At 69.3% G+C, this 12,016-nt stretch carries 9 protein-coding genes and 2 tRNA genes; 2 read left to right on the forward strand and 9 right to left on the reverse strand.

Annotation, left to right across the window (positions count from 1 at the left end; translation table 11 throughout):
• Window positions 1–79 precede the first annotated feature (79 nt).
• The 7 genes from E3T19_RS06450 to E3T19_RS06480 form a co-directional block, all read right to left on the reverse strand.
• A complete protein-coding gene (locus tag E3T19_RS06450; RefSeq protein WP_240632337.1) occupies window positions 80–781 on the reverse strand; it encodes a glycosyltransferase family 2 protein in 702 nt (233 codons plus the stop codon).
• Window positions 778–2,208, reverse strand: coding sequence for a bifunctional PIG-L family deacetylase/class I SAM-dependent methyltransferase (locus E3T19_RS06455; RefSeq protein ID WP_134408375.1), 1,431 nt, complete (start codon window positions 2,206–2,208; stop codon window positions 778–780). Before E3T19_RS06455 ends, E3T19_RS06450 begins: the two co-directional genes overlap by 4 nt.
• Complete coding sequence (locus E3T19_RS06460) at window positions 2,202–3,335, reverse strand: acyl-CoA dehydrogenase (RefSeq protein ID WP_134408376.1); 1,134 nt, start codon at window positions 3,333–3,335, stop codon at window positions 2,202–2,204. The genes E3T19_RS06455 and E3T19_RS06460 overlap by 7 nt, the downstream gene beginning before the upstream one ends.
• Window positions 3,336–3,841: 506 nt before the next feature.
• Window positions 3,842–6,121 carry a beta-glucosidase gene (locus E3T19_RS06465; protein WP_134408384.1) on the reverse strand — a complete coding sequence of 760 codons (2,280 nt, stop codon included), beginning with the start codon at window positions 6,119–6,121 and terminating at the stop codon, window positions 3,842–3,844.
• A 119-nt stretch (window positions 6,122–6,240) separates the two neighbouring features.
• Complete coding sequence (locus E3T19_RS06470) at window positions 6,241–7,125, reverse strand: carbohydrate ABC transporter permease (RefSeq protein WP_088454998.1); 885 nt, start codon at window positions 7,123–7,125, stop codon at window positions 6,241–6,243.
• A complete protein-coding gene (locus E3T19_RS06475) occupies window positions 7,122–8,135 on the reverse strand; it encodes a carbohydrate ABC transporter permease (RefSeq protein ID WP_088454997.1) in 1,014 nt (337 codons plus the stop codon). The genes E3T19_RS06470 and E3T19_RS06475 overlap by 4 nt, the downstream gene beginning before the upstream one ends.
• 9 nt (window positions 8,136–8,144) lie before the next feature.
• Entirely contained in the window at window positions 8,145–9,404 is a 1,260-nt protein-coding gene (locus E3T19_RS06480; protein WP_166788809.1) for an extracellular solute-binding protein, read from the reverse strand.
• A 249-nt stretch (window positions 9,405–9,653) separates the two neighbouring features.
• Between E3T19_RS06480 and E3T19_RS06485 the strand changes: the two genes are divergently transcribed.
• On the forward strand, window positions 9,654–10,655 hold the full coding sequence (locus tag E3T19_RS06485) for a LacI family DNA-binding transcriptional regulator (protein WP_103460550.1): 1,002 nt from the start codon (window positions 9,654–9,656) through the stop codon (window positions 10,653–10,655).
• Between the two features lie 273 nt (window positions 10,656–10,928).
• Complete coding sequence (locus E3T19_RS06490; RefSeq protein WP_133159695.1) at window positions 10,929–11,672, forward strand: hypothetical protein; 744 nt, start codon at window positions 10,929–10,931, stop codon at window positions 11,670–11,672.
• A gap of 153 nt (window positions 11,673–11,825) precedes the next feature.
• Here E3T19_RS06490 and E3T19_RS06495 read toward each other — a convergent pair.
• Both E3T19_RS06495 and E3T19_RS06500 read right to left on the reverse strand, forming a co-directional pair.
• Window positions 11,826–11,899 (reverse strand) — tRNA-Met (locus E3T19_RS06495).
• Between the two features lie 31 nt (window positions 11,900–11,930).
• Window positions 11,931–12,002 (reverse strand) — tRNA-Thr (locus E3T19_RS06500).
• Between the last annotated feature and the right edge of the window lie 14 nt (window positions 12,003–12,016).

The raw sequence follows: 12,016 nt of genomic DNA on the forward strand, positions 1-12,016 counted from the left end.
TCCTAGAACCGAGGGTTTCCTCGTGTTCGAGATGTTAGACCCCTCACGGCGCTGATCGCGAGCTATTTCTGAGTTTTCGTCAGCGTGTCATCACCTGGTCGGCGAGGTAGCCGCCGAATCCGCCCGGCACCCGGCCGCCCAGCCGACCAGAGGTGAGCACCGGGATCAGCGCGGTACGGCACTCCCGCGCGCCGAGGGTGCGGAGCGCCTCCACCAGCAGCACGTCCTCGTCCGAGTCGACGTCGCTGAACCCATCGGCCTGCAGGTAGCGGTCGGCGCGCACACCCAGGTTGGCGCCGTGCACGTGCGGATGACCGTCGACCAGGGTGTGCGACCCGTGCCAGCGGGCACGTTCCTGCACCGGCAGTTCGTCGTCGGGCAGCACGGTGCCGAGCACCAGTTCGGTGCCGGCCTGGGCCAGGGCCAACTGTGCCGTCAGCCAGCGCCGGGGAACCGCGGAGTCGGCATCCGTCGTGGCCACCCAGGTGTGCGCCGCCGCCGCGTCGGTCAACAGGTGGGCCACGCCCTCCCGGCGGGCCGAGCCGACCGATCCCGCCGAGCACTCCAACGCCCTGAACTGCGGCCACTGCGCCACGACCTCGGCAGACCCGTCGGTGCAGCGGTCGAGGACCACGACGACCGAGATGGCCGGGGCGTCCGTGCCGAACTCGTCCTCGACGGCCTGCACGGCGTCGGCGAGCGCGGCCAGGCACCGCGGCAGCCGGCTCTCCTCATCGCGGGCCGGGACCACCACGATGAGTCTGTCGATGCGAGTCGTCACTCCGTGAGCCCCTCTCGCTGCGCCACGGAGGGTGCCGGGGACGGCTCGTAGACCTCCAACACGAAGTCGCGCTCCACGTGCTGCACGGTGCGGTCGAGTCCGGGCAGGGCGGCGAGCGCCGCGTGCACCTCGTCGCCGCCGAGCGGGTATTCCCCCACCGGGTGCCGCCAGTGGCAGGCCACCAGAGCGCCGTTCGGGGTGAGACTTCGCCGGCACCGTTCCAGCAGCACGGCCAGGTCAGCGGGTGAGCAGTAGTAGCCGATCTCCGACAGCACCACCAGGTCGAAGGTGCCGGCCGGCCACTCGGTCGGCAGGGCGCGCCGCTCCACTGTCACGCCTGGCAGGCCGGCCAGCCGCTCGCGCGCCACGGTGAGGGCCTGTTCGTTGATGTCGGTGGCCAGGAGGGTGTCGCAGCGCTCGGCGAGGTCCCGGCTGAGCACGCCGATCGAGCAACCGAGTTCGAGGGCGGCGCCGTAGCGCGGCAGCGGCAACGCCGCAAGGGTCACGGCGCGTTTGCGGGCCTCATACCAGCGGGTTTCGAATCCCCAGGGATCCGCCGACCCCGCGTAGAACTCGTCGAAGAAGCCGGCCGTGAGGCTGGCCAGGGGCGACCCGGCGACCGGTGCTGCCGGGAGGACGTCGGCCGCGGCGCCGACGAAGACTTCATGGTCCCGCTCGAAGTGGGCGGCGAAACCCGGTTGCACGATGGCCTCGTCACCGGGCCGGTCCGACAAAGGCTGCACCTGGCTGGTGTGCGCCGCCATGGCGGTGTTCTTGCGTTCCCGGGCCGCCGCGTCGAGGTCGAGGCGGCACAGTGCCGTGCCGTCCGCACCCGTGGGCCAGACCGGGTCCTCCGGCGACGACCAGTGCCACGCCCAGATCGGGTACTCCAACAGCCTGGCGCCGGTGCGGCCGGCGACGAGGGCAGCCGCCTCGCCAGCTGCCGCGTGGTCCGGATGCCCGTCCAACCGCCACGGGGCGACGATCCAGGTCCCGCCGGCCGGCCCGGGGGCCGCCTCGTCCGCCGCAACCACCTGCGACACCGCCTCCTCCAGGCTGTTGCGGTGCTGGGACAGGTCACCGTCGGGCAGGTCGAGCAGGCGCACCGTCGCCGTCGGCGCGAGCGCCCGCACCGCGTTCACCATCTCCACCCGGCGTACCGCGGCGAGATCGGCGGGGGTCAGGGTGGGCGAACGCGGATGCGAGGCCTCACCGTTCGTGGCGGCGATCACCGTGATCGCCAGCCCGAGCTGCCCGGCGACGGCGATCAGCCCACCGGCACCGAGGGACTCGTCATCGGGGTGGGCGGCCACCACGATCAGTCGGGCACAGCCCTCCAACGTGAGCGGCCGGTTCCGGTCCGACCAGTCGGCCTCGTCCCAGCGCCGTTCACTGGTGCCGCCGGTGTCGTGCGTGAAGCTCACCACGAGGCCGCCTCCTCCGCGAGCAGCCGGCGGCCTAACGCCGCATCGTCTCGCTCCGCGTGGTGCTGGCGAACGTACAGAGTGAGATCGGCCACCCGGCGGGCGTGCCGGGCATCCAGGGCGAGCGGAGCCGGGCCGAGCGCGTGCCCGATCCTGCCGAGCACCTCGTCCACGGTACGCGCGACGAGGCCGCGCACCCGGGCGGCGAGCAGCCCGCCGGCCGTGCCTTCTGCCTCACCCCGATCGATCGCCGCGGCCGCGTCAGCCAGCGCCGCGCCCGCGCCCATCAGGGCCAGGTCCACGGCGCCCAGCTGGGACAGCAGGATCTGGTCGGGTTCACGCCGCTCTGCCGCCTGCCGCAGCTGCCGGGCCACGCCAACGGCGCCGCCCCACCAGCAAGCGGCCACCTGAATGCCGCCCCAACTGAAACCCGGCCGAGAGAGGTACCAGCCGTCGTCACCGACGGGCACCGCCGGGACACCGGTGAAGTCCACCGGACCGCTGGGCACCTGGCTGAGTCCGGTCGCGAACCAGGCGTCCTCCTGCACCGCGACGCCGGCATCGGCCAGGTCCACGGCGAAGAGCCGCCGACGGGCCGGCTGCTCACCGTCCGGCGTGGTGTGCGCGGTCACGAGCGCGTGGCTGAGCGATCCGGCCAGCGAGCACCAGGGCTTCCGGCCGCTCAGCTGCCAGCCTCCCGGGCTGCGGGTGGCGCCGACCCGCAGGCCGGGGCCCTCCGCCGCGAAGACGCCCCAGCTGCTCGGCTCCGCGCCGCCCGCGCCCGGCAGGGTGGCGACCGCCTCGGCCGTGCCGCCCGGCGCCTGCTGCATGATCGTGAGGGCATCGGTATGCGCCTCGAGCACCCGGGCGGCCGTGAGGTCGGCGGCCGCCACGGTGGCGAGCGCGTCGAACAGGGCATCGGTGCGGCCGGAGCCGGGGTGCGGCAGGGTCCCGGCCGACGCGACGGCGAACCGGATGGCCCGCTCCGCGTTACCGTCCACCGCCCAGGCGGCCTCGACGAGGTGGGCCAGCCGCTCGATATCCTCCGGCGGCCGGGAGCCGCGGCTCCTGCTCACTCCCCCGACGGTCAGCACTGCGGGTGCGGCCGCGGGGCCTGGCTGCGTCGTCATGGCTCTCCCCCTGATCCGGCACGGCGGCAGCCCGGAGCATCCGGGGCCGCGTGGCGATACGTGTCAGATCATCCTGCCAAACATCACACCATGCGACGGCAGGAATCCGTGCCCGACACCTTTCGAAGACGGAAGAACGGGGATACCATCCCCCCATACGGGGGTGTTCCCCGAAGTGTGACCCTGAGGCACCGTTGATAGGGCCCGACCGAGGTCACACCCGAAACACCACCGCATGGGGCGGGCCGTCATCGGGGTGGCCTGCCCCTTCCTCTGCCCATCGGGGCTTCCGCCCCCGTTGAGCCCCACCCGGCGACTCCGAGGCGAGCGCGGCGGGTGGATGCGCGCGGCGGCGAGTGCGGAGGCGCGGGAGGATGCCGCTCACGGGCGGGCGGGTCACGCGCCGCTATGCGGGTGGCGTGCCACCCGCATAGCGGCGTATGACCCGCACACCTCAGCCGACGCCGCGAAGCCGCCGTGCCGGGCGCGCCGCCGCCACCCCGCCGCTATACCGGCACCGCCGCGGTCCCCCGCGTGAGCTCAGTCACCCGCTCGATCTGGCTCTGCACCAGGCGAGCATCCGCCACCGTCACACGGTGCACGGCACCGGTGATGGTGATCTGCGCGAGGGTCTGCTTGTCGGCGCAGGAGGCGCCCACCCACAGGTCCACCTGGCCGGGCTCGACGATGCGCTCGTGCCGGAGGCCGGTGAACGCCAGCCGGGCCGTCGGAACGGCGAAGCGCACCATGACCTCCTCGCCGGGCTCGAGAGTGACGCGGTGGTAGCCCAGCAGCTGGGCGACCGGCCGGGTGACGCTGGCGTGCACATCCCGCGCGTATAGCTGCACGAGATCGGTGCCCGCCCGCTCGCCGGTGTTGCGGATGCGCACACTCGCCGAGAATGTACCGCCGGCCGCGACCTCGGCGTCGGCCACCAGGCCGGTGCGGTCGAAGGTGGTGTAGCTCAGCCCGTGCCCGAACGGAAGCACCGGGGTGCTGTCCACACTGGTCACGTCAGACGGGCCACCCAGGATCGGGTGCAGGTAGGAGTAGGGCTGCGCGCCGGCAGACCTGGGCAGCGACACGGGCAGGTGCCCGGTCGGCGAGACCGCGCCGGACAGCACCGACGCGATCGCGACTCCACCCTCTTCACCGGGGAAGAACGCCTGCAGCACCGCCGCGGGCGCGTGCGGGCCGTCGACGGCCCACGCCACGGCATACGGCCGGCCCGTCATCAGCACCATCACCACGGGAGTGCCCGTCGCGACCAGCGCCTCCACGAGTTCACGTTGCACCCCGGGCAGCTCGAGGCTTTCCGCGTCGTTGCCCTCACCCACGGTGCCACGACCGAAGAGGCCGGCCCGGTCGCCCACGACGACCACGGCCACATCGGCGGCGCGCGCCGTCTCGACGGCGGCGGCGATCGCGGATGCGTCGGACCCCTCCACCTCGCAGCCCGGGGCCCACACGACCTCCGCCGAGGGGAACTCCTGCTGGAGCGCCTCCAGCACCGTGGGCATGGTCAGGTCCGCCGGCACGTCAGGGTGGTGCGCCAGCACGTGGTTCACGAACGAGTAGCAGCCCATCAGGGCCTCGGTCGAGTCGGCGTTCGGGCCGAGCACCGCGATGGTGCCTGGGCCCCGGTCGCCGGCGCCCAGGAGCGGAAGGACGCCGTCGTTGGTGAGCAGGATCAGGGATTCCTCGGCCAGAACCCGCGCCACCCGCCGGTGCTCTGGCGAGTCCAGGTCGATCTCGGTGGGCGCCATGGTGAAGGTCTCATCGAGCAAGCCCAGGTCCTCCTTCTGCGAGAGCACCCGCAGCACGGCCCGGTCGATGAGCGCCTCATCTGTCAGCCCGGCACGCACCCGCTCGGCCAGTGGCGCGAGGAAAGCGTCGCCGGTGGGCAGCTCCACGTCGATCCCCGCGGTCAGGGCGAGTTCCGCGGCCTCACCGCGGTCGGCGGCGACGGCGTGCATCAGCTGCAGGAATGCCACCGAGAAGTAGTCGGACACCACGACACCGTCGAAGCCCCACCGGTCGCGGAGGATCTCGGTGAGGTACTCCGGGGTGGCGCCCACGGGTGCGCCGTCGATCTCGGCGTACGAGTTCATCACCGACCGCACCCCGCCGTCGAGCACGGCCATCTCGAACGGGGGCAGGAACACGTCGTTGATCTCCCGCGACCCGGCGTGCACCGGGGCGTGGTTCCGGCCGGCCTGCGTGGCCGAGTAGCCCACGAAGTGCTTGAGGGTGGCGTGCACCCCGGCCGACTGCAGACCGGTGACGTAGGCGGTGCCGATGGTCCCGACCACATAGGGATCTTCGGCGATGCACTCGTCGACCCGGCCCCAGCGGGGGTCGCGGATCACGTCGAGCACCGGGGCGAGCCCCTGGTGGATGCCGAGCTGCTTCATCGATCCGCCGATCAGGCGGCCCATCTCCTGCACCAGGGCGGGATCGAACGCGGCCCCCCAGGCGAGCGGGGTGGGGAACGTCGCGGCTTTCCACGCCGCGAGTCCGGTCAGGCACTCCTCGTGCACGATGGCGGGGATGCCGAGCCGGGTCTCTCCGGTGAGGCGGCGTTGCTCCGCCCAGAGCCACTCGGCCCGCTCCACGGGGTCGACCGGCCGGGTGCCGTACACCCGGGTGAGGTGGCCGAGCCCGTGCTGCGTCGCCTCGTCGTATTTCGTCGAGGTGGCCATTTCCCCGGCGAGGGGGGCGACGACCTCACCGCCCTGGTCGACCCAGTAGCCGACGAGCTGGGCAAGCTTTTCTTCGAGGGTCATCCGAGCGTGCAGTTCGCGCACGCGGTCGGATGCCTGGGGCAGTTCTGGGTTAGTCACAACGATCTCTTTCTACTTCTTCAACGTCGACGAATCAGGCTGCACGTGTCGCGGGCAGCCGATCAACCCTTGACCGCGCCGGTCAGCCCGCCGACGATGCGGCGTTCGAACAGGGCGAAGAACACCAGCGCCGGAATCATGGACAGCGAGGTGAAGGCCAACACCTTTGCGGTATCCACCGAGTACTGCGACGCGAACGATTGCACACCCAGCGGCAGGGTGAACACGGCGTCGTTGTTCAGGATGAACAGGGGCAGCAGGTAGCTGTTCCAGCTGGCGATGAACGCCAGGATTCCCACGGTGATGACGCCGGGCATGGCCAGCGGCACGATCATCCGCCAGAAGAAGCCGAGCCGGCTGCAGCCGTCGATGAACGCGGCCTCCTGGATCTCATCGGGGATGGCCCGGAGGAACGGCACCAGGATGATGATGGTCGTCGGCAACGCGAACGCGATCTGCGGCAGGATGACGCCGCCGAGCGAGTTCATCAGGCCCAGGTTCTTCACCACCAGGTAAAGCGGGGTGATGGCCACCGTCATGGGAAACATCAGACCGGCCGCGAAGGTGGCGTAGAGGATGCCCCGGCCGCGGAACTTGTACCGGGCCAGCACGTAGCTGGCCATCAGGCCGAGCACCACGACGCCCAGAGTCGTAGCGAACCCGGCGATCAGGGAGTTGCCCACCAGCCGCCAGAACGTGCCACCGGTCAATACGTCGAGGTAGTTGCCGATGTTCCAGACGCTCGGCCAGCCGGACGGGTCTGTGGTGATCTGGGCGTTGGTGCGGAACCCGCCGATGATGATGAAAAGCACCGGGGCGAGCATCAGGCCGATCACCAACACCGCGACGACGTAGGCGACGGGAGTGCCCCAGCGCCGGCTCGTCTTGATCGGGGCCGGCGGGTTGGCCGGCGGCAGCGCCACAGCGGGCGTCGTGAGCGCGGTCATTTGCTCGTCCCCTTCTCGGTGATTGCGCCTTCGGTGTCCCGACTCAGCACGAAGCGCTGATAGATCAGCGCGACGACGAGGGAGATCAGGAAGAGCACGACGGCGACGGCGTTTCCGTATCCGTAGTTGCCGGCGTTCCGGCCGTTGGCGACGAGGTAGGTCGCCATGGTCGACGTGCCCGCGGTTGACGCGATGTACTGACCCCAGATGATGTAGACGAGGTCGAAGAGCTGCAGGGCGCCGATGATCGACAGGAACGCCCAAATACGCAGGGTGGGAGCGAGCAGCGGCAGGGTGATGTGCCGTTGGATCTGCCAGAACGAGGCACCGTCGATGGCCGCGGCCTCCGGCAGTTCCTCCGGAATGCCCTGCAGACCGGCGAGGAAGAGGATGACGGCGAAGCCGACGTACTTCCAGGTGATGATCACCATGAGGGTCCAGATGGCGATGTCAGGGTTCGACAGCCAATCCTGGGTGAAAGCGCCCAACCCGAGCTTCTCCAGCATGCCGTTGACCGCGCCGTTGGACTGCAGCATCAGGCTCCAGCCGGTGCCGACGACGACCTCGGAGATCACATACGGCACGAAGATCAGCACCCGGATGAGGGACTGCCCGCGGAGCTTGCGGTTCAGAAGCAGCGCGAGGAGGATCGCGACCGGCCCCTGGAGCACGAGGGAGAGAACGACGATGACGCCGTTGTGGGTGAGGGCTTCCTGGAACGTGGGGTCCTGGAGGATCGTGACGTAGTTGCGGAACCCGACGAAGTCGGTCGGCGGGCCGTAGCCCTGCCAGCTGAAGAAGCCGTAGTACGCCGCCATCACGACGGGGAAGATCACGAAGCCGAGGAAGACGATGAGAGCGGGACCGACGAGGACCGCGATCTCGACTCTGGCCCCGACCGAACTGCTGCGGCGGCGCCGCACGGGCGGGGCCACGGGCGTGGTGCCCGTGGCCCCACCGCTCGCGAGATCCACCTCTAATCGCGTCGGAGTGTTCTCGCGAACTGACATGAGTGGTGCCTAGGCCTTCTTGGCCGCGTCGTTCACAGCCTGGATCAGCTGCTCCGGGCTGCCCTTGCCCGCCAGCAGGTCGACAACGCCGACGTTCAGCGCGTTTCCGACGTTCTGGCCGTAGACGGTGTCAAGCCACTGCGAGACGTACGGGGCCGCGTTGTAGGCCGCGATGATCTCCTGCAGGTAGGGCTCGGTGACGGCTTCCTGCGCCACGGTGTTCACCGGCGGGGCGTTGAATGCCGCGTAGTACTCCTTCTGCACATCGGCGCTGCCGATGTAGTTGAGGAAGTCGAGGCACTCAGCGGGAGCGTCGACCGAGCAGGAGTAGCCGTCCACGCCACCGAGGATCGAGCCGGGCTCGCCCTCGCCGCCGTCAACCTCGGGGAACGCGAACCAGGACAGGTCGGCCAGCGGCTTCTCATCCGGGGTCAGCGATGCGATCACGCCGGGGTTCCAGGCGCCCATGAGTTCCATCGCTGCCTGGTGGTTGGCCAGGAGGCCGGCGGAGCTGCCGGCGCCCTGCTGGGCGGCGGTGGTCAGGAATCCTTGGTTGTAGGGCTCGGTGGCGGCGAAGCTCTCGAGGTCTTCACCGGCCTTGATCCAGCAGTCATCCGAGAAGTCCTTGGTGTCTGCGGCCTCGGCCAGGACATCGGGGCTGCATTCGCGCAGCGCGAAGAAGTAGAACCAGTGCGCGGCGGGCCAGGCGTCCTTGGCGCCGAGTGCGATCGGGGCGACCCCGGTGGTCTTGAGCTTTTCGACCGCGGTTTCGAGGTCGGTGATCGTGACCGGCGCTTCGGTGATACCCGCGGCGTCGAAGAGGTCCTGGCTGTAGAAGATGCCGCCGGGGAGCACGGCGACCGGCATCGCGTATACCTTGTCTTCGAGGCTGTTCGCGATGAACGAGCCATCGGGGATCTCCTCATGCACCTGGTCGGAGATGCCATCGGTGATGTCCATCAGCTGGCCGGCCGCGACCATGGCGGCCATCTTGCCGCCACCGCGCTGCAGGAAGATGTCGGGTGCGTCGCCGGAGTTCAGCGCGGTCTGCAGCTTGCCGTCCAGGTCTTCATTCTGGATCGCCTGCACGTCGATGGTGACGCCGGGGTTGTCGGCCTCGAAGTCGGCGACGGTCTTGTCCCAGAATTCCTGGCCGGGGCCGGTGGTGGAGTTCTGCCAGAGGCTCATCGTGACGTCGCCGCCCGAAGACCCTTCGTTCGAATCGGCGCTGCAGGCAGTGAGGCCCAGGGCGCTGAGGCCCAGGACCATCGTTCCCGCGAAGATCCTCTTCGCCGTGGTGGTGTGGTTCACCTTCATTGGTTCAACCTTTTCTCTTCATTGAGGGACACCATCGGTGGCCGATGGTCTTGGTGTGAAGCCGCGCCCTGACGGGCTGCTGTTCGGTTCGGACTCCGACAGGGCTGCCCTGTAGGTTCCGGATGGCCTCAGTGTCACAGCGGAAAAATAGGGTGTCAAACGTTTTCGAAATCATTTTCCAAATCGCCCTATGCTGAACCCATGACTCCCCGTGCCACGATCCACGATGTCGCCGCAGCGGCCGGCGTTTCGGTAGCGACGGTCTCCAAGGCCGTGAACGGGCGGTACGGCATCTCGGCCGCGACCACCGCCAGGGTGCTCGATGTGGTGCAGCAGCTGGGCTATGAGTCCAGCCTCGTGGCCAGCAGCATGCGTTCCCGCCGCACCAGCGTCATCGGCATCCTTGTCGCCGACTTCGAGCCGTTCAGCGCCGAGATCCTGAAGGGCGTCGGCGTGGCCCTGGCGGATTCCCGCTACGACCTGCTCGCCTACAGCGGCTCCAGGCAACGGGAGACCAACGGCTGGGAACGGCGCTCCCTGAGCCGGCTCAGCGGGACGCTGATCGACGGGGCCATCATGGTCACGCCCACCGTCGACACCACCTCAGCGGAAATCCCCGTGGTGGCGATCGACCCGCACACCGGCCGGGCCGACCTCCCCACCGTGGAGTCGGACAGCTTCGGCGGTGCCCTGCAGGCCACCCGTTACCTGATCGAGCTCGGCCATCGCCGGATCGGCTTCCTGGCCGGCCGACCAGACCTCCGCAGCGCCACCCTCCGCGAGGCCGGATACCGGCAGGCCCTCGCGGATGCGGGCATCCAATTCAACCCCGCCCTGGTTCGGGTCGGGTTGTACAAGCGGGAGACGGCCAAGGCGCCCGCCGCGTCGCTGCTGTCGATGACGGACCGCCCGACGGCGGTGTTCGCCGCGAACGATCTCTCGGCGATCGCGATCATCCAGGTCGCCGCGGAGCTCGGACTCGACGTGCCGCGCGACCTCTCGGTGATCGGTTTCGACGACATTCCAGAGGCCTCCCAGATGAACCCGGCGTTGACCACCATCCGTCAGCCGATGAAGAAACTCGGCGCCACCGCGGCAGGGATGCTCGTCTCGCTGCTGAACGGCGAGATACTGCCGCAGAACCACATCCGGCTGCCGACCGGGCTCGTGCGCCGGGCGACGACGGCGCCGCCCCAGATCTGAGTGCTCGACGTCATGGAGTCCCTGCAACGCGCGGCCTCGGAGGGCCGCCGCGTGGACGTAACAACCGCCGCCGTCCGACCTGCCTCCGTACCGCTGACGCCCCGTGCCGAGTGGCTCGGGGCGGTCCAGAAGGGGCGCCGAGTGTGAAACCCGAGGTGGCCGACGTGGAGCTCTGGCATCCCCTCGAGTCGAGCCGTTGCCACCGGCCCGGGCCGTCGGAGCCCCTCGTAGTGGGACCTGACCCGACGCGCTCGCGTCGGTAGCGTGAGGAGCATGTTCGGACGACGTAAGCCACCCCCACGGGAACAGCCCGCAGAGTCGCTCGAAAGCCCCGGCACCCAGGCGCTCATGCGCCATGTGCAATCGCAGCTCGCCGAGAAGCCGCTGCTCGGTGCGCAGATCGCGGGCAAGGAGATCTATCAGAACATCCTCACCATGGTCAAAGACGAACGCGGGGTGCAGATCGAGGTCGTCGCGACAATTCTCGGCGGCCTCGCCGGGCGCGCGTGCCTGATCGCCGGCCTTTCGGGGCAGGCGGGCACCGATCCGACACTCAACAGGCTGACCCTCAACACCATCAGCACCAAGGACGGCGGCACCTACCTTGCCGGCGACGCGATAAACCGGCAGCTCGCCGAGCGCCAGTACTCGGTGTTCGCGCTCATCGTTGGGTACCTGCGAAGCGTGGGAGAGCCGATCCCCGAGGCGCGCGAGTACTTCGTGCACAGCGCGCAGTCGTTGGGTGGGCCGGCCTTCGGGGTGCCGCGTTTCGCTCCCGGGACGGGAGTCCCCTCCACGCCTCTCGAGTACGCCGACGCACTGTGGCCCAACGTCAGCGGCTCGCTGCGACGCTACGCTCCCGACCCGCAGCTCTGGCCGACGTCGTACGGCATAGCTATCCAGCTGATGCTCGAGATGGCCAAGACTTCTGGCCTCGACCTCCAGGTGCTCGTGCGCGTCGTCATGGATAGCGCACTCGCCGTCTCCAAGGTCCCGCTGAAAGTACCTGCCGCGTAAGGCAGCGCCCGCCTGGGATCCGCCGCGGTACCGGACGAAACGCCTGCGGATCGCGGGTTCTGTGGCGGGCTCCCTGGCTGCTGCTGCGAGAATGCGCGAAAAGAAGAAAGGCCCCGTGACCGGACAAATTCCTGGTCAAAGGGCCTTTATGTGTAGCGGGAGCGGGAATTGAACCCGCGACACCACGATTATGAGCCGTGTGCTCTAACCAACTGAGCTACCCCGCCTTAGACCTTCAGAGCCTAGCTCTCAAGCCTGAGCCCCCTGTGGGAATCGGACCCACTACCTCTTCCTTACCAAGGAAGTGCTCTACCAATGAGCTAAGGGGGCAAAACCTCAAACAT

This window comes from Cryobacterium sp. TMT4-31 (assembly GCF_004403385.1).
Taxonomy (GTDB): Bacteria; Actinomycetota; Actinomycetes; order Actinomycetales; family Microbacteriaceae; genus Cryobacterium; species Cryobacterium zongtaii.